The organism is Carboxylicivirga agarovorans, assembly GCF_050589845.1.
GTDB classification, from domain to species: Bacteria; Bacteroidota; Bacteroidia; order Bacteroidales; family Marinilabiliaceae; genus Carboxylicivirga; species Carboxylicivirga agarovorans.
This window is the reverse complement of record NZ_JBNGPA010000004.1, coordinates 199,393-225,660: the sequence shown is the minus strand read 5'-3', so window position 1 is coordinate 225,660 and position 26,268 is coordinate 199,393. Positions and strand designations below refer to the sequence as shown.

General features: G+C 38.4%; 22 protein-coding genes. 8 read left to right on the top strand and 14 right to left on the bottom strand.

The genetic code is table 11. From position 1 onward, the window contains the following. Positions 1-96 precede the first annotated feature (96 nt). From recJ to lipA, 3 genes are all read right to left on the bottom strand, one after another. Positions 97-1,818, bottom strand: coding sequence for a single-stranded-DNA-specific exonuclease RecJ (recJ, locus tag ACRD69_RS06895; protein ID WP_430814341.1), 1,722 nt, complete (start codon positions 1,816-1,818; stop codon positions 97-99). Between the two features lie 125 nt (positions 1,819-1,943). Next, on the bottom strand, positions 1,944-2,648 hold the full coding sequence (gene lipB / locus ACRD69_RS06890; protein ID WP_430814340.1) for a lipoyl(octanoyl) transferase LipB: 705 nt from the start codon (positions 2,646-2,648) through the stop codon (positions 1,944-1,946). Between the two features lie 72 nt (positions 2,649-2,720). Beyond that, positions 2,721-3,596, bottom strand: coding sequence for a lipoyl synthase (gene lipA / locus ACRD69_RS06885; protein ID WP_430814339.1), 876 nt, complete (start codon positions 3,594-3,596; stop codon positions 2,721-2,723). 275 nt (positions 3,597-3,871) lie between these two features. On the opposite strand from lipA, the gene ACRD69_RS06880 reads away from it, so the two are divergent. Next, positions 3,872-5,992, top strand: a complete 2,121-nt coding sequence (locus ACRD69_RS06880; RefSeq protein WP_430814338.1) for a M3 family metallopeptidase — start codon at positions 3,872-3,874, stop codon at positions 5,990-5,992. Positions 5,993-6,132: 140 nt separating this feature from the next. Then, complete coding sequence (locus ACRD69_RS06875; RefSeq protein ID WP_430814336.1) at positions 6,133-7,164, top strand: AI-2E family transporter; 1,032 nt, start codon at positions 6,133-6,135, stop codon at positions 7,162-7,164. Positions 7,165-7,329: 165 nt separating this feature from the next. On the opposite strand, the gene ACRD69_RS06870 is transcribed toward ACRD69_RS06875, so the two are convergent. The 5 genes from ACRD69_RS06870 to ACRD69_RS06850 all read right to left on the bottom strand — a co-directional run bounded on the left by ACRD69_RS06870 (position 7,330) and on the right by ACRD69_RS06850 (position 12,733). Further along, the gene (locus ACRD69_RS06870) at positions 7,330-8,430 is read right to left on the bottom strand and encodes an LA_2272 family surface repeat-containing protein (protein WP_430814335.1); all 1,101 of its coding nucleotides are present in this window, start codon (positions 8,428-8,430) and stop codon (positions 7,330-7,332) included. Positions 8,431-8,688: 258 nt separating this feature from the next. Continuing rightward, on the bottom strand, positions 8,689-10,464 hold the full coding sequence (locus tag ACRD69_RS06865; RefSeq protein ID WP_430814334.1) for an STN and carboxypeptidase regulatory-like domain-containing protein: 1,776 nt from the start codon (positions 10,462-10,464) through the stop codon (positions 8,689-8,691). Between the two features lie 3 nt (positions 10,465-10,467). Continuing rightward, a complete protein-coding gene (locus ACRD69_RS06860; protein WP_430814333.1) occupies positions 10,468-11,478 on the bottom strand; it encodes a FecR domain-containing protein in 1,011 nt (336 codons plus the stop codon). A 123-nt stretch (positions 11,479-11,601) separates the two neighbouring features. Beyond that, positions 11,602-12,177: an RNA polymerase sigma-70 factor gene (locus tag ACRD69_RS06855; protein WP_430814332.1), complete on the bottom strand. Its 576-nt coding sequence runs from the start codon at positions 12,175-12,177 to the stop codon at positions 11,602-11,604. 88 nt (positions 12,178-12,265) lie between these two features. After that, entirely contained in the window at positions 12,266-12,733 is a 468-nt protein-coding gene (locus ACRD69_RS06850; RefSeq protein WP_430814331.1) for a VirK family protein, read from the bottom strand. A gap of 320 nt (positions 12,734-13,053) precedes the next feature. Here ACRD69_RS06850 and ACRD69_RS06845 point away from each other — a divergent pair, with 320 nt between their 5' ends. The 5 genes from ACRD69_RS06845 (at position 13,054) to ACRD69_RS06825 (ending at position 18,610) form a co-directional block, all read left to right on the top strand. Next, positions 13,054-13,989 carry a hypothetical protein gene (locus ACRD69_RS06845; RefSeq protein ID WP_430814330.1) on the top strand — a complete coding sequence of 312 codons (936 nt, stop codon included), beginning with the start codon at positions 13,054-13,056 and terminating at the stop codon, positions 13,987-13,989. Between the two features lie 148 nt (positions 13,990-14,137). Continuing rightward, on the top strand, positions 14,138-14,626 hold the full coding sequence (locus tag ACRD69_RS06840) for an RNA polymerase sigma factor (protein ID WP_430814329.1): 489 nt from the start codon (positions 14,138-14,140) through the stop codon (positions 14,624-14,626). Further along, a complete protein-coding gene (locus tag ACRD69_RS06835; protein ID WP_430814328.1) occupies positions 14,623-15,513 on the top strand; it encodes a FecR family protein in 891 nt (296 codons plus the stop codon). The genes ACRD69_RS06840 and ACRD69_RS06835 overlap by 4 nt, the downstream gene beginning before the upstream one ends. 109 nt (positions 15,514-15,622) lie before the next feature. Further along, positions 15,623-18,127 carry a TonB-dependent receptor gene (locus ACRD69_RS06830; protein ID WP_430814327.1) on the top strand — a complete coding sequence of 835 codons (2,505 nt, stop codon included), beginning with the start codon at positions 15,623-15,625 and terminating at the stop codon, positions 18,125-18,127. Between the two features lie 162 nt (positions 18,128-18,289). Further along, positions 18,290-18,610 (top strand): hypothetical protein, encoded by a 321-nt coding sequence (locus ACRD69_RS06825; RefSeq protein ID WP_430814326.1) that lies wholly within the window; start codon positions 18,290-18,292, stop codon positions 18,608-18,610. Between the two features lie 110 nt (positions 18,611-18,720). On the opposite strand, the gene ACRD69_RS06820 is transcribed toward ACRD69_RS06825, so the two are convergent. The 5 genes from ACRD69_RS06820 to ACRD69_RS06800 all read right to left on the bottom strand — a co-directional run bounded on the left by ACRD69_RS06820 (position 18,721) and on the right by ACRD69_RS06800 (position 23,880). Then, positions 18,721-19,443, bottom strand: coding sequence for an SIMPL domain-containing protein (locus ACRD69_RS06820; protein ID WP_430814325.1), 723 nt, complete (start codon positions 19,441-19,443; stop codon positions 18,721-18,723). Between the two features lie 125 nt (positions 19,444-19,568). Continuing rightward, on the bottom strand, positions 19,569-21,059 hold the full coding sequence (locus ACRD69_RS06815) for a T9SS type A sorting domain-containing protein (protein WP_430814324.1): 1,491 nt from the start codon (positions 21,057-21,059) through the stop codon (positions 19,569-19,571). Between the two features lie 106 nt (positions 21,060-21,165). Then, complete coding sequence (locus ACRD69_RS06810; protein ID WP_430814323.1) at positions 21,166-22,581, bottom strand: bifunctional metallophosphatase/5'-nucleotidase; 1,416 nt, start codon at positions 22,579-22,581, stop codon at positions 21,166-21,168. 9 nt (positions 22,582-22,590) lie between these two features. Beyond that, positions 22,591-23,424: a prolipoprotein diacylglyceryl transferase gene (lgt, locus tag ACRD69_RS06805; protein WP_430814322.1), complete on the bottom strand. Its 834-nt coding sequence runs from the start codon at positions 23,422-23,424 to the stop codon at positions 22,591-22,593. 66 nt (positions 23,425-23,490) lie between these two features. Next, the gene (locus tag ACRD69_RS06800; protein ID WP_430814321.1) at positions 23,491-23,880 is read right to left on the bottom strand and encodes a cupin domain-containing protein; all 390 of its coding nucleotides are present in this window, start codon (positions 23,878-23,880) and stop codon (positions 23,491-23,493) included. A 281-nt stretch (positions 23,881-24,161) separates the two neighbouring features. Here ACRD69_RS06800 and ACRD69_RS06795 point away from each other — a divergent pair, with 281 nt between their 5' ends. Beyond that, complete coding sequence (locus tag ACRD69_RS06795) at positions 24,162-24,665, top strand: TlpA family protein disulfide reductase (protein WP_430814320.1); 504 nt, start codon at positions 24,162-24,164, stop codon at positions 24,663-24,665. 110 nt (positions 24,666-24,775) lie between these two features. Here ACRD69_RS06795 and ACRD69_RS06790 read toward each other — a convergent pair whose 3' ends face one another. After that, positions 24,776-25,825, bottom strand: coding sequence for a TRM11 family SAM-dependent methyltransferase (locus tag ACRD69_RS06790; protein ID WP_430814318.1), 1,050 nt, complete (start codon positions 25,823-25,825; stop codon positions 24,776-24,778). Between the last annotated feature and the right edge of the window lie 443 nt (positions 25,826-26,268).

Below are 26,268 nucleotides of genomic sequence, written 5' to 3'. Positions count from 1 at the left end.
ACTAAAAAGTATAAAAAAATATTCTTTACCCCCTGTTGTAATTTTAAAGGGTAAGGTATTTTTAACTTGCCTATTTATAGTGATTCAAAATAAAATTTACTCGGCGTAGGGAAATTTAATGTCTTTAACCATTACCTGTAATGTGGTAATACCGTTATATACATTTTCTTCAACTGTGTAGCATATGTCGAACGGATCATTGGATTTAATATTATCAATCACATGACCCATTGAAAAGGCAATGCCTTGTTTAATAGCCGCTGAATGTTCTTCAATAATTTCCAGTTTAAGATGGTCACGATCTTTTCCAACACATTTACTGGTTCCATAATCAAATACACGTTCAGACGAGAAAACGGGTTTCATATTTCCAGGTCCGAAAGGACGGAATTGCTTTAAAATACGGTAAAATTTTGGGTTAATATCCTTAAGGTGTAGTTTTGAATCTATCTCAATTTGAGGAATTAGCTGATCAGGTGTGATATTTTCTTCCACATACTGCTCAAAACGACGTTGAAATTCGGGGATATTCTCGATTTGCAAGGTTAATCCTGCGGCATACATATGCCCTCCAAAGTTTTCTAAAAGATCACTGCATGATTCAATGGCTTTGTATAGATCAAAACCGTCAACAGAACGGGCACTTCCGGTGGCTAATCCTTTTGATTCGGTTAAAATAACCGTTGGTCGATAAAACGATTCGGTTAATCGCGAAGCAACAATACCAATGACGCCTTTATGCCAGTCTTTATTATAAAGAACAGTCGACTTTTTACTAAGTAATTCAGGATTGGTGGCGATCAGATCATGAGCTTCGATGGTAATGCTCCTGTCCAGATCTTTTCGTGTTTCGTTACACTCATCAATGTCCTTACTCATCAGTCCTGCATTACCTGAATCACGGCTCACCAACAGATCCACAGCATCACTACCGGCATCAATTCGGCCTGCAGCATTAATGCGAGGTCCTATTTTGAACACGATGTCACTGATGGTGATTTCGCGGCCTTCCATACCTGCAATCTTGATGATTGAGCTCAGCCCTATGCCTGGATTTGAATTAAGCTTTTCTAAGCCATAGTAGGCCAAAATGCGGTTTTCACCGACAATAGGAACAATATCTGAAGCGATACTAACGGCTACTAAATCGATTAAATCGTATAATTGTGACTCTTTGTAATCTTTAAAACGGCAGAAGCCTTGCATTAGTTTAAAGCCTACACCACATCCCGAAAGATTTTTATCAGGATAGGTACAGTCATGACGTTTTGGATCAAGACACGCCGCGGCATTGGGTAATACATCACCGGGTGTGTGGTGATCGCATATAATAAAATCAATGCCCTTTTCACGGGCATAATCCATTTTTTCAACGGCTTTAATACCACAGTCAAGAGCAATAACAAGGGTTACACCCTTATCGGCAGCGACGTCAATGCCTTTGTATGAAATACCATAACCTTCTTCATAACGATTGGGTATATAGTAGTCAATCTGGCTGTAGTGGAGACTCAAAAACGAATAAACCAAGGCCACACTTGTGGTACCATCTACATCATAATCACCGTAAATAAGAATCTTTTCATTGTTATCAAATGCCTTAACTATACGGTGTACGGCCTCTTCCATATCTTTCATAAGGAATGGATTATGAAGATCGGTGAGTTTCGGGCGAAAGAATGCTTTCGCCTCATCGTAATTGGTTACTCCTCGTTGCACGAGCAAATTAGCCAATACACGATTGATATTTAGAACCTCGGATAAGTGACCAATTATTTCTTCATCACTTTCGGGTTGTATGCTCCACCTTTTTTCCATCTCCTTACTTGCCCGTTTAAAAGCATAAATTTTTCGAAAAATTATCTTAAATCAAAAGCCGAAAGCGCAATTGTTAATAAAAATTAATTACTAAAAAAAGATCATTAACCCTATGTTGTTTAAGCTCACTTGTTTAATTGTAATTCAAATATGTCAGATAATTTTTGAAGTAAGACATTCTTTACTTCCTGCATATCCAGTTTTTTGCCAAGTTCCTTTTCCATTGAGGTTACACCTTTATCTATAAAACCGCATGGATTGATATGATTAAAATAAGTAAGGTCAGTATTAGTGTTCAGCGCAAAACCGTGCATAGATACATAACGGCTGGCTTTTACTCCTATTGCACAGATCTTACGTGATTTTCCGGGAACTGTCGTATCGATCCATACACCGGTAGCGCCATCAAGACGTTCGCTTACAATATTATATTCGGCTAAAGTTTGAATGATGGCTTCTTCCAGCTTATGAATGTATGTTTTAACTGTTAATCCCAGTTCCTCCAGATCTAAAATTGGATATCCAACAATTTGCCCAGGTCCGTGATAGGTAATATCTCCTCCCCTGTTAATTTTATAAAATGTAGCGTTTATCTGCTTAAGAAACTGATCATTGATCAACAGGTTATTTTGAACGCCACTCTTACCCAAAGTATAAACATGTGGATGTTCAACAAATAAAAGGTGATCAGTGATGCTTTTTAAATCTTTAGGGTTATCACGGTTGTGTAATTTTACATCAACAACTTCAGAGAATAACTTCTCCTGATAGTCCCACACCTCTTTATAGTCTTTTACTCCAAGGTCTTCAAATATAGTGTTGTGTTGCATGCGTTCCTTATTTGAAATATTAGTTCATTCAGCCACTTATGGTGATGTTAAGGGCTTAACTTATTAAGTTTGTTAGCTATTCAACGCGTTAATATGTTGCTCAGCGTGGTAGGACGAACGTACCATTGGTCCGCTTTCAACGTACTTAAAACCTTTTTCAAGGCCTACATGTTTATATTTTTCAAACTGTTCGGGCGTTATATATTCAGTAACAGGCAAATGATTTTTGGATGGCTGAAGGTATTGACCAATGGTCATAACAGTCACACCTGCTGCTAACAGATCATCCATGGTTTCAAATACTTCTTCTTCCGTTTCACCTAATCCAAGCATTATTCCCGATTTGGCTACCATGCCTCCATCAGCAATATACTTTAAAACTTTAAGACTTAAATCGTATTTGGCTTTGGTTCTGATTTGTGGTGTTAGTCGACGAACCGTTTCAAGGTTGTGTGAAATAACCTCTGGTTTGGCGTCCATTACCTCCTGAATCAAATGGTGCAATCCATTAAAATCAGGAATCAGCACTTCCATAGTTGTATTCGGATTAAGCTCTTTTGTTTTTCTGATGGTCGCTGCCCAGATACCGGAACCCCCATCTTCAAGATCGTCGCGATCAACGGATGTGATAACGGCATGTTTAAGCTTCATGATCTCAATTGAACGGGCAATTCGTAAGGGCTCTTTAACATCAACAGGATTGGGTTTACCTGTTTTTACATTACAAAATTTACAGGCTCGGGTACATATATCACCCAAAATCATAAATGTAGCTGTTCCTGCAGCCCAGCATTCGGCAGCATTCGGACATTTACCACTCGTGCAAATGGTATGTAATTTATTATCACGGATGGTATTGTGCATCCATTTATAATCACCGGTATTAGGGAGTTGTATCTTGAGCCAGTCAGGTTTTTGTCTTAGTCTTTTTTCTCTAATCTTCACCATCTTGTATCACTTATTAAATCGTTATAATTTGGCAATGTTACTTAAAATTGTTGGTCTAAAAAATGAGTAATATTGGGTATTTCGACCTTAATGGTATCAACTTACCGTAACTAAACAGCAGATCAATAGCATTGTTCATGTGCTTATAACTTTACATACGTGTATTTTGGTATGTTTTGAAACAGTATTACTTCCCACTTCCAATCTGTGTTTTTTATATATATTGCACCACTTTCGATGGACAACCTGTATACAATAAAAATAATTTAAAACAGATGAGACAATTCCTATTGCTTTCGTTGGCAATGGTATTCGCCTTTTCGGCTTGCCAGTCGCCACAAAAAACAGAACAAAGCGGAGAGAACCCGTTTTTTAGCAAATACAACACAGAGTATAATGTACCGCCTTTTGAGAAGATAAAGGCTGAACACTACCTGCCAGCCATGGAGAAAGCGATGGCAGAACACAAGCAGGAAGTTGATGCGATCATTAACAATAGTGAAGCGGCTACTTTTGAAAATACGATTGTTGCCCTTGATGACGCGGGTAAAATGTTATCGGAAGTGATGTCGGTTTATTACGGTTTGAAGTCTGCACACGGAACTGAGGGAATCATGAAAATTGCACCTGAAGTAGGTAAAAAAATGAGTGCACATGGTGATGATATCAGTTTAAATCCTGCACTATTTGAGCGCGTAAATGCTGTTTATGCTCAAAAGGATGAGCTTGGCTTAAATGGTGAGCAGATGATGCTTCTTGAAGATACTTACAAAGGTTTTGTAAGAAGCGGTGTTAGTTTACCTGAAGATAAGAAAGCTGAATTACGTGAGATCAACTCTCGTCTTTCGGAGTTGTATAACTCATTTTCAACAAATGTTTTGAATGAAACCAATAAGTTCAAATTGGTTATCGATAATGAGGCTGACCTGGCTGGTTTACCTGAGTCTGCTATTCTTGGTGCTGCTGAAACAGCCAAAGAAATGGGAATGGAAGGTAAGTGGGTTTTCACCACACAAAAGCCAAGTATGTTGCCATTCCTTTCTTATGCTGATAAACGTGAATTGCGTGAGAAACTGTACAAAGGTTACTATATGAGAGGTAACAACAACGATGATCTTGATAACAAAAAGAATATTGAAGAGATCGTTAACCTTCGCATTAAAAGAGCAAATCTATTAGGCTATGAAACTTATGCCGACTATGTGTTGGAAGAGCGCATGTCTAAAACTTCGGATAAGGTGTATGAACTGCTTGAGCAGCTTTGGGACAGAGCATTACCGGTAGCTAAGAAAGAACGTGCTGACATGCAGGCCATTATTGACCGCGAAAAAGGTGGTTTCCAATTAGAATCATGGGACTGGTGGTACTATGCAGAGAAAGTTCGTCAGGAGAAATATGATCTGGATGAAAGTGAAGTACGTCCTTATTTTGAGTTAAACAACGTGCGTGATGGTGCTTTTAATGTTGCCACCAAATTATGGGGATTACAGTTTGAAGAGATCACAACAGAATTTCCTAAACCACATGCCGATGCACAGGTCTTTAAAGTAACCGAGGCTGATGGTTCACACAAAGGTATTTTATACATGGACTGGCATCCGCGTGCTACCAAAAAGCAAGGTGCCTGGTGCGGTGCTTTCCGCAAGCAAAGCCGCAGAGGTGGAGAGGATATTCCTCCTGTTGTAACCATCGTTTGTAACTTCTCTAAGCCTGTAGGTGATATGCCTGCTTTATTGAGCTTTGATGAGGCTTCTACCCTATTCCACGAATTTGGTCATGGTTTACACCAATTATTCAGCGATTGTACTTACCAGGGCTTGTCAGGTACATCTGTGCCTCGCGACTTTGTTGAATTACCATCACAGATCATGGAAAACTGGGCTGGTGATCCGGCTGTAATGAAAGAGTATGCCCGTCATTATAAAACAGGTGAGGTTATTCCTGATGAGTTGGTTGAGAAGTTAAAGAACAGTGGACAATTCAACCAGGGTTTTGCAACCACTGAATACCTGGCTGCAGCTTTATTGGATATGAATTACCATACTCAAAAGGAAATCAAGGCCATTGATGTTAATCAATTTGAAGAAGATTATTTAAAGAGTATAGGATTAATTCCTGAGATTATTTCTCGCTACAAATCAACTTATTTCATGCACATTTTTGCAAGTAGCGGGTATACAGCAGGATATTATAGTTATATCTGGTCAGGTGTATTGGATGCTGATGCATTTGAAGCGTTTAAAGAAACAAGTCTTTATGACCAGGCTACCGCGAAATCATTCCGTGAAAACATCCTTGAAAGAGGAGGAACGGTTGATGCAATGGAGATGTATACAAATTTCCGTGGACGTGAGCCAAAAATTGAAGCTTTGCTTCGTCAACGAGGATTAGAGTAACAGAACCCTCATACCCAATCAATAACAACTAAGTATATGGCTGCTTCACAATGAAGCAGCCATTTTTTGTTAATTGAATTTTTACATGAGCCATGTTTTATTCATGTATCTTTGCAAATAAATACTATTTATTGATAACGATGAACGACCTGAAAACCACCAATAGATTACTATTAATCATTATCATTCCTTTTATCTTTTATTTGCTGAAAGTACTCTCTTTTATATTTGTGCCCCTGGTATTGGCTATGTTTATTTCGCTTTTGTTTTTGCCCATTATGCGATGGTTGGCCAAAAAGAAGGTACCAAAACCAATGAGTATTTTGCTGGTCATATTAATGATGACCGGTATATTTAAGGTGGGTGGAGAACTCATTAAACTCTCCAGTCAGGAAATTCTTTCGGCAGACAGTCAGTTTTTTCAAATGGCCGAAGTAAAGATTGTGGATGTGATTGTTTCCATTGAAGATTTTTTTGGCATTACCCGTCTGCAGGGAGAAACCGTCTTCAGTCATTACTTTAAGAGTAATAATATGCTCAATAATATAGGTGTAACTATCGATTTTATAGGCAGTGCACTGTCGTTAACACTAACAACCGCATTTTTTGTTGTGTTATTGTTATCAGGGTCGATGAATTTTGAGAAGCTGTTAAACTCCACTTTGTTTAAGGTGAAGTACTCATCGGTAAAAGCATTCAGAAGAGTTGAGAAGGATATAATTAAGTTCGTTCAGGTGAAGTTTATTATCAGCCTGCTGACAGGTCTTGGCTTTGGGCTGGCTTGTGTTTTCTTCAATGTTAGCTTTCCTGTATTCTGGGGTTTATTTGCGTTTGCCATCAACTTTGTTCAGATGATAGGTTCCATTATTTCTGTCGTTTTATTATCTGTCTTCGCCCTTGTTGAATTGGATCCAAGCGGAACCTTGTTGTTTTTTATCTTGTCAATTACCGCCGTGCAGGTGGTAATGGGAGGTGTACTTGAACCTGTTTTTATGGGAAAAACATTTTCGGTCAATGTTATTATCATCTTGGTGATGTTAATGTTGTGGGGTTATATCTGGGGTATTCCTGGTTTAATTCTTTCTATTCCTATAACCGTGTTTGCAAAGATATGCTTTGACCAGTTTCCGCGATATAAAGCTGTTTCCAATATCATAAGTGGCAATAATTAGTTGTAAATAAGCTAAATGCAGGTGTGATTAACAGAGTCTTTAAGAGCTCTGTAAGTTGTTTCATGATCTTAATGCCTTTATGGTAATCACATCTTACACCGGTATGAATTAATAACCTGAGTTCGAAATTATATGTCGACCTCAGGTTAATACATGACCGGCTTATTATAAACTGATGTTTATTCCAAAGTTATATCCAATCCACATGTAGTGCATGTTTTGGTCACCTTTATGGTCCCAAATTGTTTCAGGCATATCAAGTGTGCCGTATTTACCATCTACTTCAACTTCGGTTATATAAAAATTGAGTGATGGACCGCCTACCAATGAAATACGCTTGCTTAAATGGAACTGATAGGTCAGGTTAAGCTTATTCAGCATGTTAAGCTTGCTCCAGTCGTCATCGTAAGCCATTTGGTTAGTTATTCCTTCAATAGCTAATGAATGACGTTTGTGAAGCGGTATCAAGGTACCTAAACCAAGACCGTAGCTGTAAACATCTTTGCTGTTGTAACGGGTATAGCCCATCGTGTATATATTATACAGGCTTGATGTACTACCCATTTTATAACTGACATTAGCATACATAACTTCACTGTTACTTGCTTCCAATGCAAAATAACCATTACGGGCATAGCTTATAAAACCAAGGGATGCTCCATCAATACTGTCAGCCACATTAACAAAGCCTAATTGAAAGCCTTTAAGTTTATTGGCAAAGTTTACAAAGCCAAGCTGAAAACCATTCATTTGACCGTGTGTGCTGTTGATAAATGATATTTGAGAACCGGTCATATCGTTAGCGGCCACATTGGCTAATCCTGCCAGCATTAACCCTTTTGATCCACCACCATTTATATTTGTGATACCAGCTAGCTGCAAAGCACTGGCATTACCTTGCGTAATGTTGGCAATTCCACTCAAATGGAGTCCACTGGCGTTTTCGGTAGTCACATTGGCAATGCCGCTTATTATCGCTCCCGAACTATTACCCTCGGTAATATTAGTGATACCTGCCAGCTGAAATCCATTTACATCACCGTGATTTTGGTTACCTATTCCTCCCAGTTCAAAACTTTTTACTCCACCGTTAACACCATAGAGTACATTAAATGAAAAGCGGTTTGAAATATCCTTTGATTGCTGACCATTGGTACCTATTGGATATGCAAATGTTACCTGTGCAGGCGCAGTTGATTCCTGTGCCTTTAATCCCAATACAATTAGTAGCAGTACTGTCAGAGTCGTTAGTCTTGATCTTGTCATCTTTAGTATTTTAAAAGTTTGTTTTCTGTTTTACATCAGGATGACAAGTGTTTTTTGAAGTACCCCCACTCAATAATTAAAAAAAGTCCGCTTTTTTTAATCTGCTTATAAAAAGGTATGCTTGTAATGACTTATTCTGCATTAAACGCCGTGGCCCATATGGACAGAGGTATGTTGATCAGATAATGCCATTGGCGATATATATGCTTTGTATATTGTTATTATGCGTGTTGGATTGTAATTTATTATAAAACGAAATTAAAACCTTACACTGCAATGCCAGCCAAACCAGCTTTGATTGGATTGTGACCTTATTGACTTTTCAAGGTAGTATTGTCCATAGTAAACACCCGATGGTTTGGATATAACAGCAGGAGGTGAGCTACCCGACTCACTGAAAGCATGCAAGAAGTTAAATGCAGGACCAATTGATATGTTTAGGTGTTTGGTAAAATGATAGTTCAAACCCAGTTGAGCGCGGTACAAAGTGCCCATGTAGCTGTTGGTTTCAGCATCAGGATCGATGACAGCTGCGCCACTCAGGTCGAAATTAAATGAGGTTTTCTTTTTATGATTGCTTGTATAACCAAAACCATATCCGGCGCTAATATATGTATCAATTCCTGCAGATAAGAAACTATAAAGATGATTACCACCGGTTTTAAATGCCGCATTAAAGCGAAAGGTTTCATTACTTGAAAATTCGATGGCTTTATAGCCATGCTTCACAATGTTTATTAAACCTATTGGTAGTCCGTTTTCGATGGTGTCGGCAATGTTAATAATACCAATCTGCAGGCCATTCAACTTTTTCGTATAATTACAAAAAGCACTGATCTGTAATCCGTTTATCTTTTCGGCCTGGTTCCAAACGGATGTTATTTGCAGGTTTGAGGTATCCTTTAAATGTATGTTGGCAACACCCGAAATCTGGGAGTTAAGGCCTTTTATGGATGGATTATTGTTACCTGCTTCAGTTATGTTTGCAACACCAGCTATCATGGTTCCCGAATGATGACCTTTGACACGGTTAAAAACACCACTGGCTTGAGCTCCTTCGAGGTTACCCAGTACAACGCTTGCCACGCCGGCGGCCTGAAAACCAACTACGTTTTTACCAACTACATTGCTCACACCCGCAGCCTGAAATCCAATAACATCATTTTGAATAAAATTACTGACAGCACCAAATTCAGCACCTTCGATCTGAGCGGTGTAACCACCAATAATATTGATTGATACATTATTGGTAGTCAGTCCATTCATTAAATCATTAGTACCTACATATGGTAAGAGTGATACCTGTGCCGATTGCCAGTTGAATGTATTCAGGTTCTTAGATACATACAGTGCTTCATCATTCACCATAAACCTGACCAGCTTTATATCACTCATGGTTTGTAGTTCAGCATTGGCCAGGGCAGGAGCGCTTTTTCCTTCCAGAGTCTTAAAGTCACTTGGTAGTATTGGTTGCCGGGGCAAGGGAATAATTCGTACTTTTTGCGTTTGTCCCGGACTCACATAAATAACCGTGTCACGAAAACCGGTATAGCTTATATTCAGCGCTACCGGATGGTTTTTATCGCGAAAATTGAATCTATAATACCCGTCATAGCTGGTAATTGCTGCAGTTTGCCGATTGGCTTCATAAACAATTGCATTTTCCAATGGCTGATTGTCGGGGCCAACAACCTGCCCGCTATACGAGAAACGCCCTCCCCGCTTGTTTAGTGGAGGAAGGCTGCTTTGAATGATCACATGGGTACCCACGACTTTGTAATCGTAATCGTTACCCAGTACTTCCTTTAAGACCTTTTTGAGTGCTTTATTTTGTTCGTTCAGGCTCACCTTTTTCGAATCATCAATCAATTGTGCTTCATATGAGAAGTTAAAAGAAAGCTGATTTTCCAACTCGTTAAATACCGATACTATTGATGTGTTTTGCATCTGCACGGTAACAGGCATTTCAAGAAAGTTTTGTCCGTAGCTGATAAAAGGTACAAATAGCAATATAAGGCTTCGCAGTAGCTTCATACGTTAAGGTCTGTAGATTCGGTAAGTTTTACCCTGTTGCTGATAAGCAATATCAAATGTGGCGGCAATTACATCAAGCACTTCATTGACCTCCTTATCTTTAAAAGTTGATGATAAATTAGTGAGATTGATATTATTGTCGTCACAATCGATACGAATATCATAGCACTGCTCCAGAGTTTTAAATACCTCCTGTAAAGGTTTATTCTTAAAAATAAGTGTTCTATCCATCCAGAACAGAGATGAAGGTGTTGATATATTGCTGCTAAGACTATTGTTTTGATGTGAAAGAATACCGCGCTCACCAGCTTTAAGTTTTAAACGCAGTGTATCTTTCGAATTCCCGACAGGATAAAATAATTCCACGAGACCCGATTTAACATCCACTGTTACATCTGTTGAATTGGTAATTTTAACATTGAAGCTGGTTCCTAAAACGCGTACACCACCCATTCCCGCTTTGATTACAAAAGGTCGAAGTGTATCGCGTACCACATCAAAAAAGGCCTCTCCTTCAAGCACCATGTTCCGGTGCATATCATCGGCAGAGCTTAAGTAGGTAAGTTTACTTCCGTAGTTAAGTATCACAATTGAACCATCAGGTAGGGTGTCGGTTTGGGCGCCACCAACTGTGTTGGCTACAATAACAGGTTCGGTGCTTATAGCATCGCGTGTATCTGTTTTGAAAATGTTTAACAGGAGTACTATAAGAACAATAGATGCAGCGGCATAGATAGCTGGTGTAAGAAAACGTTGTATACCTTTTCTTTTGTTGTCATGAGCATCTAAACGCTGTTCAAGCTTACTCCAGGCCTGAGGAACATCAACAGGAAGTGGAGCAGGATCTAATTCACCGCTTTTGATCCAGGCTGCTTCCAGATTATCCAATTCAGCCTGGTTAGCAGGGGCAGCTTCCAGCCATTCAATTACGTGTAATTGTTCTACCTGAGACACTTCGCCAAGAATAAACCTGGTAAGTAATTCAGTATTGATATGTATGTGCTCGTTCTGCATATTTATTAAGCTAAAGGCTGTATGCTGCCAGCTCCTGGCTTTTACTTTCCATGTCTTTATGTTTCAGTTTTAATCTGTTGTCAACCTATCTTTACAGGATGACATTCCAATCGCCTTGTAACCCTATTTGCCATTTAGTATTTGATGAAAAAAGATAAGAATCAGTGGCAGGTAGTCTTTTAATTCTTCACGTAAATACTGCAGCGCCTTTCCCATCTGGTTTTCAATTGTTTTTTTTGACAAGCCCATTTTTTCAGCAATTTCTTTGTAAGTCATCTCTTCATAGCGACTCATTAAAAAAATCTTTTTGCGCTGAAGGGGCATGTTATCTATAGCTGTTCTTATTTTTGAATCCAACTCGCTAACTGTCAGTGTATCGGTGTGCTCAGCATCAGCTTTATCAATCTCATATTGATTGTGGGCTTTATAATTTTCACGAATATCAATGTGTTTGATAAGGTTGATGCATCGATTACGAACAGCCCGGTACAGGTAAGAACTGATGGCTGTTTTTATTTCCGTCTTTTCCCGATTGATCCATAACTGGTAAAATACTTCCTGGGCAATTTCTTCAGAAGCTTCCTGTTCCTTCAAAAAATTAAAGGCATACGACACCATTCGGCTATAATGTTCGTTAAAAAGTAATTCATAGCCTTTGCGCGTTTTCCAGTCGGTTTGTATTTGAGCTTCTGTCGTCAATTAGTAAGGATTATCGACACAAATGTAAGAAAAGGAGTATAAAAAAGTCGCGGTGGAGGCCGCGACTATCATTAATAACAATTATTTATCACTGGGCAAAAAAGTGAGCCGCTCCTTCACTACCATTATAAACGGTGGTAAAAAAGTTCTCGGTCATGGTTTCTTCATGTGTCAGGGAATCAACATAGTTAGCCGTTATTTTTACTTTGCCCGACTCGTATATTCTTATCTTTACATAATTGTATACATAGCCTTTTCCTTTAGGATTGGCAATAAGCTTTGATGTTGATGCTACCACAAAGGCCTCTTTGTTGCGAATAGAACCTTTTGCAAAATATTCCCAGGTATCGATCTTCATACCGCCAATGGCATCAACACTTTCCTCTTCTATTTCATTGTCGCTTATTAGCTGGCAGTCCTTATAATAAAAAACAGCACTAACAGTTTGACCTTGTTTTAGCGCGTCCATTACCTGTTCAAAGGATTGTAAGGCATGGTTTTTTGCCATCACTGTCAGTGGTATAAGCATTAACGATAGGATAAGTAATTTTCTCATGTGATTTAAATTTTAGGTTTCATATCTACAGCACCTTTTTGAAGTTCTGCATAAACAGGTGCTATTATTCCTTATAAACTTATAAAAATAAGGGTTAACACCTATGTATTGGCCTATGGTTATCTAATAAATAAAAAAAATGATTTTTTAATTGTCAGTCTGTTAGTCGTTTATGATGTTTTTTTAAAAAAAGTCAATTTTTCGGTAGGGTAACAGTAAAGTCATACGGTAGTCATGTGTAAGAGCACTCAAAAATATATTCAAAGGAATTAACACGCTCTTTCAAATTTGAAATTAACTAATCACATAAAAATAGAATTATGAAGAAGGTATTATTATCATTAGCAGTTGTAGCCGCATTAGCATCATGCGATAAGAATGACAGCATTATTGAGGACCTGCCGGTTTCAGATGTTGACTTAAAATCAACCACCGAATCGGTTGTTACAACAGAAGCTTCACTAGATGACGTAGCCGAAGCAGCCGAGTATGAAGTAGATTTGTTTACAGGTACTGATGGAGCAGCAGAACAAATGGCTGTTGAGCAGACAGGTGCATCGCTTAAATCGGGTGGTGAAGGAACAAATACTCAGAACCGTTATCGCCTGCGTTACAAATGGGGAAAGTGTCCCGATATTCATATAGTAAAAGAAGAAGGTGGATGGCCACGAACTATTACTTTAAATTACGGTGAAGGAACAGAATTGGAAAATGGTCGTGTGATCGCCGGTATTATTGAAATTTACCAGACGGCTGCCCGTCGTGATAATGGTGTGCGCACAGTTACCTTTAACGAGTTTAGTGTTGATGGTATAGGTATTGCCGGAACAAGTGTTAAAACATTCGATGCAACAGCATTAACAATAGCTGTTGTACGTGATCTAACATTCACATTGGAAGATGGAACAACCATTGACCGTGTTGCCGAGCGTCTTATTACCTGGACTGAAGGTATGGATACTCCGCTTGATCACAGTGATGATATTTTTCAAATCACAGGCTTTGTAAACTGTGAAGATTCTGATGGTAATGTTTACCGCCGGGATATCACTTCTCCATTGATCAAAAAAGGCGGATGCCGATGGATTGTTGCAGGTGAGGTTTCTTTAAGCAAGAATGGTGTTGAGTTTGCAACCATCAACTATGGAGATATGGAATGCGATCGCGTAGCAACAATGACAACAGCCGAAGGCAGTAAAGAATTCTATATTGGCCAACGCAAACGCGAAAAGCGTCAGGAAAACAACAACGAATAACAACTTCCCGTTCACTCATAACTAAAAGTTCCCGGAGAGGTAAACGTACCTCTTCGGGTTTTTCGAAAAAAATAATATTCACAACGAAACAAATAGGTTTTACTTTTACGTATTAGATGAGCTAACACAGATCACCAATTATTTTATTTTGAAGCGGGAAGATTTTAAAAGATTGTTTAATGAGCATTTTGATCCATTGCGTAATTATATTTATTATCGCTGTGGAGACGCCGAGCTGGCTACAGACATTGCACAGGATGTGTTCATGAAACTGTGGGAAAAGCAACTGGATAAGCCTCCTGAAGAACTGCTTGGCTTGCTTTATAAAATGGCTAAAGATGCTTTTATCAGTAAATACAGGCGAAGTAAAACAGAGCAGGAATTTATAGCGAGGCCTCCTGACAAAGATGAGATTCAGTCACCCGAGGAAGAGTTGAGTTATAAAGAGTTGAAACAATCATACGAAAGAGCTCTGAAGGAAATGCCCGAAATACAACGTGAAGTATTTTTGATGAGCCGTAATGAAGAACTCAAATATCATGAAATAGCCGACCGACTGGAGTTAAGCATTAAGGCAGTAGAAAAGCGAATGAAAAACGCATTGCAATTTTTAAGACAAGCACTGGCAGTACAATGAAACAAGAAGAATTAAATAACGAACAATGGACCAATGATGATGACTTTATGAAGTCATTGCCAAAGGTTGAGCTGCCATACTCGCGTTCAAAGGAGGATGTTTGGAAAGAGATGGAGGCCTTAATGGGAGAAGAAACACTGGAAGAAGAGAAAGCTACAGAAGACACAGGTAAAGGTAAGATCAGATCTTTTCGACCAATACTAATGTCGGTGGCTGCTGTTCTGCTTGTGTTATTAGGGACAACAGCATTTTTCCGCTTGTATACCAAAACTGTAAATGCTGAGGCGGGGCAACACCTGACAGCTTTACTTCCTGATGGTTCAAGCATAGAATTAAATGCCGGTTCGGTAATAAAGTACAAACCATTATGGTGGCGCTTTAACCGTGAAGTTCAGTTTGAAGGCGAAGGCTTTTTTAAAGTGCAGAAAGGCAAATCTTTTGAGGTGACGTCATCAATGGGACGAACCATTGTTTTGGGTACCAGCTTTAATATTTATTCCCGTAAAAATGATTATAAAGTAACCTGCTATACCGGAAAAGTACGCGTTGTTAGTGTTCTAAGTGGTGAGTCAACAGATATTACTCCTAATATGCAGGCCTACATTAAAAACAATGGTCGTGTGCTGAGCACTGAAGAAATCAGTATGTCGGAAACGATCTCCTGGGTTAATGAAATGTTTTACTTTACAGGATCTGAGATTGAGATGGTTTTCGAAGAGGTAGAACGACAGTATGGAATCATAATCAAGCTGGCTGAGCCATTGGGTTATGCTTATACTGGTAACTTTTCACGTGAGCGTTCGGCTGATGAAGTGATGCACATGATTTGCAGGTCAATGGGGCTGAACTACGAAAAAACAAGTTACGGATATAAGGTGAGCAAGTAATCGCTTGACCAATGTTTTGTGTTTACTGTTTTACAATGATGAAATCGGCATATTAAAGGATTACTTTTAGATAGTTGAAAGGAATAACGATTTGACTTAAATAGGATTAGTGAAACGATTATTAATTTTTTTCATAAGTGTTTGGAGTATATCCATCTCATCAGTTTTTTCGCAAACTATTGAGGTGGATTACCAGTCTAAACCCCTTAATGAAATTTTAATAGAATGGCGAGATGCCTATGACCTGCAATTTTCGTTCAATGACGCACAACTGGCTTCCTATTTAATAAGCATCAGGCAACGTTTTAAAAATCCGGATGAAGCACTAAAAACTATTTTAAAAGGTTTGCCGCTCGATTATGAGAAAAGTGATGAAGTCTACATCATTTATCCTGTCAAGAAAGAAAAGAAAAAAAAGAATTACACATTAGTAGGAAAGATTATTGAAAGGGGAACGGGCGAACCATTGCCCTTTTCGCATATTATGGCCAATGGTCAGCAGGCCGTTACTGATGTAAAAGGGGTTTTTAGCTTCAACTTTGTCGATGATAGTGTATACCAGGTTGTCGCGTCTCATTTGGGCTGCTTTATATTGGATACCACCTTGGTGGCTGGCAATAACCATGTATTGGTTTTAAACCCTTCAGCGGTTGGCATTAAAGAGGTGGTGGTGACCAATAATATTGTTGAACAATCAACCCAGATAGGAGAGGAGTCCGGATTAACAAGCTTAAACCATCATATAGCCAATTATTTGCCGGGGAATGGTGATAACTCGGTCTTCAATTTGTTACGTCTTCAACCAGGTATACTGGCAGCCGGCGAGCAGCCAAATGATCTTATTATATGGGGAAGTCCTGAAGGAACAAGCAGGGTTACTTTCGACGGATTTACCATATGGGGCTTGAAGAACTTCAATGATAATATTAGTGCAGTCAATCCTTACCTGGCAAAAAATATTGAAATTAAAAAGGGTGGCTACGATGCTACTAATGATGATGTGGTGGGTGGTATAGTTGATATAACAGGTAAAAAAGGCAGTACCCTTCAACCGGGTCTCAACCTGTTTATTAATAATCAAACACTCAACGGAATGGTTGAGTTGCCGGTAGATCAAAAATCGGCTTTGGTATTGGCATTCAGACAAACATATTATAACCTCTTTGGTTCGGAAGATTTAACCCGTCTGGATAAATGGAAAGAAGATATTCCAAATCTAAAAGTATCGCCTGAATATAATTTCCGTGATTTTAATGTAAAGTATTCCTTACAAGGTGATAATGGTGATTTGTTTTATGTGAGCCTCTTACATGCTACTGATAATTTTGAGTTAGATATCAATCACAACGAGGAACGAACCAATGGAAGAGGCCAGTTATTCGATATTAATTTTAGCAGGGTTGAAGAAGAAGAAAACAGGCAGCTTGGAGGAACCATCTTTTACGGTAAAACATGGGCAAATGGCAACTCTTCATCACTATTAACAAGCTATTCGGGTCTCCAGTCAGACTATTCTTTAGTAAGGGAGAATAGACGACCATCGATAAGTAGAATTATCAGAAATGAAGGAGTCCAAAATGATGTTAGTGAGTTTAAACTTAAGTGGGAGAATAAACTGTTGGCTGGCGAAAAACATGCCTTTAGCCTGGGAATGGAATGGGTTAATAATGATCTTGTATTAGTTGAAGACACCTTTAATGTTGAATTTATCAACCTGTCGGAAAGGGCCAACCGATTGAATTTGCATATTCAAGACCGTTTTGATATTAACAGACGACTGAGTTTAACTGCTGGTTTGAGGTATAACCATTCCTTTTTTATCGATAGAATATATTTCGACCCGCGTGTAAGTATATCATACAGAGCCTCTGGTAATATAAAACTGAATGCTGCCTGGGGTAAATATCATCAGTTTTTGGTTAAGAGTTCAGTGGTTGATGAATATAATAATTACAGGTATAGCTGGACTATTGCAGATGATGACGAGGTACCTGTTATTGAATCGACACACTATGTTGCAGGTGCTGCCTATACTGTACCGACATTTCAATTTAGTATTGACGCGTTTTTTAAGGAAAATGATGGTATAAGCCGTATGTTTCGTGGTCAGAATGATAACTATATTCTCCATGGTGACAGCCGTTCTTACGGTGTTGATTTCTACGGTAAAAAAGATTTTAAGGGTCATTCTGTGTGGGCATCATACTCCTTAAGTAAAACAGAAGAGTTTTTTCCTTTTTATGTTGATGCCCGTTACCGCCGGGCGCTTCAGGATCAGCGTCATGAACTTAAGGTGGCTGGCTTATTTAACCTGGGATCTTTTCATTTATCAGCAAGTTATGTATATGGTTCGGGCTTCCCCTTGTATACGCATTACAGAAATGAAGAGTATACCGAGCCTGATTACAACCGCCTCGATGCGGCTTTGATCTATCGTTTGTCATCTCAAAAGTTCACCGGCGAAGTGGGACTCTCTGTATTAAACGTGACAGATGCCGATAATATTAAATTTACCCAGTTTGAGCGCGTACCACTTGATCAGATAAATCTTGCTTATATCAACTCTGATGCTGTACCATTTACGCCTTTATTATATCTGAAAGTGCATTTTTAACAGAAGCTTAAAGTCTTTATTTTATAATTAAAGTGGGTTATTAAATAATTTTATCTATAATTGTAACCCTATGGTAGTTATGACGTAAAGTAGGAAGCTATCTTGATCAGAGTTTTATTAAAACTACATTCACATACATTTATTAACTCAAACTATTTAAAAATGAAAAGAATTCTATTAGCATTGGCAGTTGTAGCTTTGGTTGTTTCATCATGTGGTATGAAAACAAGTGCTCAGGGAGAAGAAACTAAAGAAAAAGCTGCTGTAGAAGCAACAGTAGATGCAGAAGCTGAAAAAGCTTGTTGCGATAAGGATGCGAAAAAAGAAGGTTGTTGTGAAAAAGATAGCACAAAATGTACTGACGGCGAGAAAAAAGCTTGTTGTGAAAAAGACAGTACAGCTACCGAAGTAGCAAAAACAGAGTGTGAGAAATCATGCGAAGAGAAATGTGAGAAAGAGTGTGAGAAGAAGGAAGAAGCATAACGCTTGTCTCGAATTCGTCTCATAAAATATATGAGAATAAGAAGGCTGTTCATTTGAACAGCCTTTTTTATTGATCTACTGGTAACTTATACAAAATAAGAGCTTTGCCTTTACTCAAAAGCCCATTCCATATAAATGGATTTTTGAATTTGTTGCTCTTTAGGATTAAGCTCAACACCTGAGAATTTTTGTCTGCTGGTCGGTGCAGATACAGCATCAGAAGTAGTTTCCGACATTAAATATACAGGACTTTTATAAGCAGCTTGTGAGCCATAGCTAATACTTGATATACCTGATAGTTTAAGTCCTGAAGCCATCGCAATTGTTTCAGCTTTCTCTTTAGCATCAGCAACAGCCAGTTCAATCGCTTTCTTTCTCAGCTTTGTTTTTTGCTCTTCACTAAAGCCAAAGCCAATGCGGTAGTTTATATTCAGACTTTCCTGATCAAGGCTGTTTAAAAGTGCATTGGAGAACTTTTGAGTAAAAGAGCTTCTTAATTCCAATGAAATGTTGGATACATAACCAACTTTAGAACGTTTACCCTGGTTGTATTGCCAGTCTTCATTAACTGATATGTTTTTTGATTGTATAAGTTTCGGATCAATACCATTGCTTTTAAATACTTTTTTAAGAGCATTAAGTGAAGCCATGGATTTATTAAAGCACTCCTGGTATAAACTGTCTTTAACGGTTAGATCAACAGATACAATAATTTCTTCTGGTACTTCCTTGATGCGGGCAGTACCTTCTACTTTGATTACGTTTTTACTTTGAGCTGTTACAGCAAAAGCAATAAATAGTATGAAAAGGCTAATGTAGGTTGTACGTTTCATAACATTCTATTTTAAATTATTAATTCTATTTGTTGGTATAAGGATGCATTGAATATTTAAAATCCATAAAAACCTGAAGTTTTTTTTGAAACAGGTTCTTATGGATTTAATTACAAGCTTAACTATTACTTTTTAATTATTATGGTGGCTTCGCTTGTTTCTTTGTAAATCATTTTAACAAAGTACATTCCTTTTTTCACGGTTTTATCATTAATGCTACGACCATTCCATTTATATTTTAAATGTCCTTTTTGCTCATGCTTGTCTGTCACAACATTAACAATATTACCGGCCAAATCGTAGATGGTGATGTTAACATGTCCATCTTCCGGGATATAATACTCTAAGATACAGTTGTGAATAAATGGATTAGGATATGCTTTTTTGAATAACTTGGATTGGTTTATTAAATTGTGATTTGTCGCATGGATGTGTCTGGTATTGGGATAAAAACGCCACACATCATTATCAATATTTAAATAGTTTGTATTGTCTGTGAAATCGAATGTTTCACGGTCGCCTCCCACAGTTAAAATTGATGGAGGTGTTTGCTTTTTCGTGCCTGGTATTACAATAGCATGGAAATCATATTTTACCTCCTTAGGGGATGTTGCATTCCAGGGTGAACCAGTTAATCGCACCCATTCTTTTCCATCATGGCTCATCCATATATCCATGGGATTAAATGCTTCGAATGAAAATGGAAATCCCGGGTCAAGGTTGAAACCACCAAAAAGGATGAACTGATTTTTATAAAGCAATACTTCATGTCCGGGACGTGCCGACCATGGTGCTTGTTCAGTTATTAATTCCCAGTTTTGACCGTCTTCACTTCGCCATACGTCATTATAGTATGGAGGCGGAGTACCAGGTATTACCGGAGTAAAACCACTTTCGCCACCCATTAGGTACATGAATCCATTTTTAACAACTATTCGCATGCCTGCCCTGGGCTGCCAAGGAGCGTTATCGGTTACCAACTCCCAGTTTTTGCCGTCCTTTGATTTCCATACGTCATTGAAATAAACACGCAAAGGTTGATTATTAACAATTATGTCGTCATCGTTTTTTGAACCACCTAAGACATAGATCTCGTTTTTAAATACAAAACTGCTTAATCCTGCACGACCTACCCATGGTGCATCCGCTGTCATAAGCTCCCAGTGAATACCGTCTTTACTTCGCCATACATCGTTAAAAAAAGTTGAAGGACCAAATAGGTTGAAGTTCTGTCCGCCTAAAATATACATGTATTGACCTTTTGTTATAGCTTTAAAATAAGCTCTGGCGGGCCAGTGTTTTGTGTCGTCGGTTTCTAGAACTTGTGTCCACCTTTTACCTTTAAGATCGCTTTTCCACACATCGCCCCATATTTCGCTATCACCAGGTATATTGGATTGAAGTGGGGTTCGGCCTCCCATTACAAACAAACTGTTTTTTAGTTTAATAATTTGCAATCCCGCCCTGGCTGACCATTCCGCATTTTCTGTAATTAATTGCCAGCTATCTTTTCTGTGCTGTTGTGCCTGGCTTGATAAAATGACTGGAATACTAAAGAATAAAGCAGAACAAATTACTGTCCTTACCCAATGGTTGATCTTGTAATTTTTCCTCATAACACCTTCCTTTTTAATTAAATAGGAGAAGTTACAAGTATTATTTATCAAACACAATAGTTAATGCATTGAAATATAGAGGTATATGTATTTTGTTGTCTTCTGTTTAATGATATCTGAAATAGCGGTTGCAATTCTGGTAATCAACCTGTCCATCACCCTCTTCCAGGTATGCCATCAGTGTTTGAGCTGCAGTTAATGGCTGCAATTCGCCTGCGTCAGGAAAATAATCATCGTGTACAGCCGGAATAAAATCGTTAATACCAATGGTTAAGATGGTCTCATCCGATAGTTCATTGCCACTCAAATCATGGATAATGATCGTTTGCCCGTTTTGCTCTATCCTAACACCGGAGTAGTAGAAGCCTGATGCACTGCCTATAAGAAACTGCTTTATTTCCAATACACTCATTTCGTATTTGATAACACCGTTTTTAAATGGCGAAATTTCAAAAATCTCCCTCCTGGATATATCGCCTGAATATAGTCCTGATCTGACGCCTCCCGTATTTTGAAAGGACACATTGACATCAAGATAGTTACGCAAGGCATCGGTATAAAAGCAACCAACCTGCGATCGGTCATGATCATTATGTGAGTAACCAATGATTTCCTTGAGGTATGGAAGGTTGTTGTAGTCATCAATCAATAGCTGCATATCTGCATCATAATCCCTATAAGAAGATAACTCAATGATGTCGTAGTCATATTCAATCACTTCTTGATTCTTTATTACCAGTGTGATTTTACCCAATTGATTTAAATAACTTCCAGCCTGAAAAACAGGTGTACCATTGATGAGTTCCTGGGCTTTGCTATGAGAGTGTCCTCCAATAATTAAATCAAAAAAGGTATGTTGTTTTGCCAGTTCTTTATCACTGTTTAATCCTATGTGTGTCAATGCTACCAGCAAGTCACACTCTTCTTCGTATTTGAGTTGTGCATAGTTGCCGGTCACATGCGTATGATCTTCAAAACTTATGCCCTTTACTTTATTGGGATGCGTCGACGGAATAGCACCATCCTTTCCGTATGTTTCAACCAATCCCAGAAAGCAAATATTTAAATCCCCTTTGCTAATTGTATGGTAGGCTTTGGGTTGAGGTATATCGCTTGAGCTCATATCCACATTGGCACATACCCATTCAAAGTCGGCCTGGTTCATTCTGTTTTTTAATACTTCCTGCCCATAGTCAAACTCATGATTGCCTATCACTGAAATATCAAAGCCAATACGATTCATGAGGTCAATCATGGGAGCCCCTTCTTCGCTGGCATTGTCTACAACCGGATTACCTGAAAACATATCACCACTGCAGGCTACTATCACATTTGTTTGAAGCCTTTCCGTATCTATAATGTGTTTAATTTTAGAGAAGTTGTCGATCTGACCATGCTGATCGTTGATAAAGAATATGGTGAGCGATTTTTCGACAGGTTCCGGATTGGGTTTATCGCTGTTTGAACAGCTTAACAGAAAGACAGTAATAAAAACTGTCAACAACATATTTAAGGACTTCATAGTATAGGTTTATTTGTTATTAAGTTGATGTTTTCCTGAACCAACAAATATTAATACAATGCCGGCAATAATGTAGGGGATACTTAATATTTGTCCCATATTGAGCATTAACTTGTCTTCGAATGTAACCTGATGTTCTTTGATAAATTCGAGGAAAAAGCGAGTGGTAAAAATAAGGGTCAGCACCAATCCGAAGGCTGTCCCGTTTTTGATTTTGTCTTTTTTCGTACGATATAAGAACATCATCAAACCAAAAATAAGAAAGTAACAGATCGCTTCATACAGCTGCGCCGGGTGACGCGGCAACATATCTACTTGTTTAAAAATAAAAGCCCAGGGAACATCGCTGGGTTGTCCTACGATCTCTGAATTCATCAGGTTGGCCAAACGGATAAATCCCGCACCTAAGCCTGCTGCAATTGCTAAGAGATCGAGGGCATCGATCAATTTGTGTTTTGTTATTCGTGAATAGATGATTAATGCAATAATTAAACCTAATGCGCCACCATGACTGGCCAAACCTTTGTAACCTGTAAGTTCAATACCTCCCGATTCAAGTATTTTTATGGGCAGTAACATTTCTACAGGATGAGCCAGGTAATAGGAAGGTTCGTAGAATAAACAATGCCCCAGTCGAGCACCAACAACAATTCCAATCAATCCAAAATTAGTCAGCTTATCCAGGTGTGACTTGGGCAGTCCTTCTTGCTTGTATAAATAGTGTAATACCAGTATACTTAACAATAAACCTGTAACAAACAATAAGCCATAATAGCGTATAGAGACGCCAAAAAGATTGACAATCTCAGGGTCGGGGTTCCAGTTGATATAGTTTAAAAGCATAATGGGGTTAAAATTATATGATGCAATTTACATAAATGGCTGATTAAAAAGTAGCCTGACAATGATTTAAATCTTAGTCATATTATTAAGCTCTCCTATACTTTTAACAACATGATTTAGGACCTCAGTGTGTTCTTTAGTGGTGCTGAATACGATAATTTTCAGATCTCTCTCAACTTTTGCAGAGTGACCGGGTGGAATATAAAAAATATCACCGTCTTTAATAAGTTCCTCTTCTCCATTGTCATATGTAATAAGTAAAGTTCCTTCAAGTACAGCGCCATAATGACTACAATGACAATGATCCTTTTTTAGCCCTCTTAAGTGTGGTCCAAAATCTGTTCCGGCAGTCATTTCATTGTAACTGGCCGTCATTTTTCCCAGGTGCTTTTGTGAACGTAATACGGTACCTGAACCAGACATGATTACAGGTATCTCCTCTTTGTTAATTTTCATTTTGCTGGTATTTAAAGTTTCTGCATTATTATCTGCTTAAAGCAAAGTACGAGGATGACTGTTACTTGTCAATATGAAGCGGGGTTAAATGCCAGATGGGTTGAAAATGAATGTTTAATACCTGTAAATGATTTTGTAGATTTGTTATGTTTCTTTATTTTAGATAGTTTTATGGATGGTTTGCTCTTTTTGTCTTTCGTCATTTTTGCAATTAGTTAAGGGCTATAAACTGCATGATATTAAGAGGATTGATAACCTGATATACGATACATATTCCGCTTATGAGACATCTGAAACGATCTGCTGGTTTTGTAATAATGCTGTTAGCTGCCAACCTTGTCTTTGCGCAAAACGGCACCACTCCGAATCTATCGTATGATTTTGAACAGAAAAGGCTTGAATGTCTATTGGCTTTAAATAAAGATAGTGTTGTGCAAACTATAGCGCCGAATTCAGAAAAATACCTCTTACTTGATTTTTCTTTTGTTGGCTGCCGTGGGTGTATGAAGGAATTGCCAAAGCTGGATGACCTTGGTCAGGAGTTAAAAGATAAGTTAGACATTGTTATTGTTTGGAATGCAGCTGATTATAATTTCTGGAAGTCCTATGTTATTAACAACTACAGCAGATCGGGTTATATAAACCTGTGTGATAGTGAAGGAACAATCAGTAGTGCTTTGAAGCTGGAAGTAGCACCTTCTTATTTGCTTTTCGATAAAGAAGGGCAGCTTCTGAAACAGTGGAAAGGACGCTTACCCGGGAGCATTAAAAAGTACATGGAGTAAAATTGTGACTCATTGTAAGATCTGTTATCTGTAATGGCAGATGCACACCTGCCAATTATAGATTTGTTAATCCTCCCTTGTGAGGAGGATCAGTGAATATAAGCTATTCTCTATACCTTTTTAGCAACTATTATATCGCGCTTAATTGATTTATCCACCATGTGTTCAAATCCCTCATATGGTCCTTTACCAAGTACCTTCAAGCCATGTTTTGTAAAAAGCTCTGCCAGCTTTTGTTTCGGCGCTACAAAGCTATTCCAGGCCAGTACAATGGTACCTCCCTTTTTCAGCACCGCTTTCCAGGCCGGCAGACATGATTCAATCAGTTCCGATGGATTACGTGTACCGGTTGAGCTTTTGTTTGCGCCAGTATTGCCATGTGCAATGCCATAAGGTAAATCACCTGCTATAATGTTAAAACTGTTCTTTTTATAGTATTTATCGGCATCTTGTGAATTGCCGCAGATAAGCCCCAGCTGTTTGCGCTCTTCTTTGTTTTTAAAAGCTTCTTTACTGTTGGCGTATTCAAACTCGTGCATGTAAATAGCTTCTTTCTTATTTTTGCCATAAACCATACGCTTATCTGCTGTGAACTTATAGCGCTCGTTTTGAAGGTACTTTTTAAAGAAGATTTGATTTTCGTGCACCGATTTATTCTCTATTTCAATACCAAAGGCATTAAAGCCATAGACAGTAGCTTCGTTTAAGGTGGTGCCTCGTCCCGCAACGGGATCCAGCAATGTAATGGCATCATCATAACTAAAGTCACTGGCCAGTAGAGCTACGTTCACCATCATTTTTGTGAATAGTTCATTGGTTTTGCCGGCGTACTTCTGTATAGTGCTGATTTTGCTGTCGATGTACTGAAAGTTAGCCATTGGGATAGGAGCCAGGCCATCATCGGCATGCAGGCCAAACTGATTAAATATTGCAAATACAAATGACAGGCGTGACAAGATTGCAATGTCTTCAGGGCTTAACTCATCATCCAGGGTAATGGTGATATAGCGTACCCCACAAACATCTTCAAAGTCTATTTTCTGACAACCAACGCTTAAACGTTTGGCAGCAATGCTTAATTCCGATACAGCCAGTTGTGCCGCCACATTATAATACACACGGTTATGACCGGGGTATTGCAAAATCAAATACTTCATCATGCTGCAAAAGTACAAAAACAAAAAGTGTGAAACCAATTAGCCAATACAGAGTCTTGTCTCGCCATTAACTAATGGAATCGTTATGTGATTGCTTCATGAATCATTACACTGTAACTTTTATGAATTGCCTGAGTGGTGATAAAAATTACGTAAAATGCGTATATAAGAAGTAGTTGTTTTCCCACCACTTATTTCACTTTAATTGTGCATCTTTGCAACCGCAAAAATCCCCCTGTTGGTTTTATCTTATAATGAAACTTACTGCCTATCGTTTATTGAATGGTGGTTTTTTGTAACTGTCAGTATGACAGTGTTATAATAAAGCTTTAAATCGCGCTTTTCTTTCTTATAAACCCTTTTAGTGATAAGGTGTGCAGACACAAAAAATGAATATTTGTGACAATAGGTTTATAAATCTGTAAATAATAATTACGCAAAATGCG

What these genes read in the sequence shown, in the direction of transcription:
- recJ (WP_430814341.1), bottom strand. Translation starts at nt 1,818, where the DNA reads ATGGAAAAAAGGTGGAGCATACAACCCGAAAGTGATGAAGAAATAATT.
- lipB (WP_430814340.1), bottom strand. Translation starts at nt 2,648, where the DNA reads ATGCAACACAACACTATATTTGAAGACCTTGGAGTAAAAGACTATAAA.
- lipA (WP_430814339.1), bottom strand. Translation starts at nt 3,596, where the DNA reads ATGGTGAAGATTAGAGAAAAAAGACTAAGACAAAAACCTGACTGGCTC.
- ACRD69_RS06880 (WP_430814338.1), top strand. Translation starts at nt 3,872, where the DNA reads ATGAGACAATTCCTATTGCTTTCGTTGGCAATGGTATTCGCCTTTTCG.
- ACRD69_RS06875 (WP_430814336.1), top strand. Translation starts at nt 6,133, where the DNA reads ATGAACGACCTGAAAACCACCAATAGATTACTATTAATCATTATCATT.
- ACRD69_RS06870 (WP_430814335.1), bottom strand. Translation starts at nt 8,430, where the DNA reads ATGACAAGATCAAGACTAACGACTCTGACAGTACTGCTACTAATTGTA.
- ACRD69_RS06865 (WP_430814334.1), bottom strand. Translation starts at nt 10,464, where the DNA reads ATGAAGCTACTGCGAAGCCTTATATTGCTATTTGTACCTTTTATCAGC.
- ACRD69_RS06860 (WP_430814333.1), bottom strand. Translation starts at nt 11,478, where the DNA reads ATGCAGAACGAGCACATACATATCAATACTGAATTACTTACCAGGTTT.
- ACRD69_RS06850 (WP_430814331.1), bottom strand. Translation starts at nt 12,733, where the DNA reads ATGAGAAAATTACTTATCCTATCGTTAATGCTTATACCACTGACAGTG.
- ACRD69_RS06845 (WP_430814330.1), top strand. Translation starts at nt 13,054, where the DNA reads ATGAAGAAGGTATTATTATCATTAGCAGTTGTAGCCGCATTAGCATCA.
- ACRD69_RS06835 (WP_430814328.1), top strand. Translation starts at nt 14,623, where the DNA reads ATGAAACAAGAAGAATTAAATAACGAACAATGGACCAATGATGATGAC.
- ACRD69_RS06825 (WP_430814326.1), top strand. Translation starts at nt 18,290, where the DNA reads ATGAAAAGAATTCTATTAGCATTGGCAGTTGTAGCTTTGGTTGTTTCA.
- ACRD69_RS06820 (WP_430814325.1), bottom strand. Translation starts at nt 19,443, where the DNA reads ATGAAACGTACAACCTACATTAGCCTTTTCATACTATTTATTGCTTTT.
- ACRD69_RS06815 (WP_430814324.1), bottom strand. Translation starts at nt 21,059, where the DNA reads ATGAGGAAAAATTACAAGATCAACCATTGGGTAAGGACAGTAATTTGT.
- ACRD69_RS06810 (WP_430814323.1), bottom strand. Translation starts at nt 22,581, where the DNA reads ATGAAGTCCTTAAATATGTTGTTGACAGTTTTTATTACTGTCTTTCTG.
- lgt (WP_430814322.1), bottom strand. Translation starts at nt 23,424, where the DNA reads ATGCTTTTAAACTATATCAACTGGAACCCCGACCCTGAGATTGTCAAT.
- ACRD69_RS06800 (WP_430814321.1), bottom strand. Translation starts at nt 23,880, where the DNA reads ATGAAAATTAACAAAGAGGAGATACCTGTAATCATGTCTGGTTCAGGT.
- ACRD69_RS06795 (WP_430814320.1), top strand. Translation starts at nt 24,162, where the DNA reads ATGAGACATCTGAAACGATCTGCTGGTTTTGTAATAATGCTGTTAGCT.
- ACRD69_RS06790 (WP_430814318.1), bottom strand. Translation starts at nt 25,825, where the DNA reads ATGATGAAGTATTTGATTTTGCAATACCCCGGTCATAACCGTGTGTAT.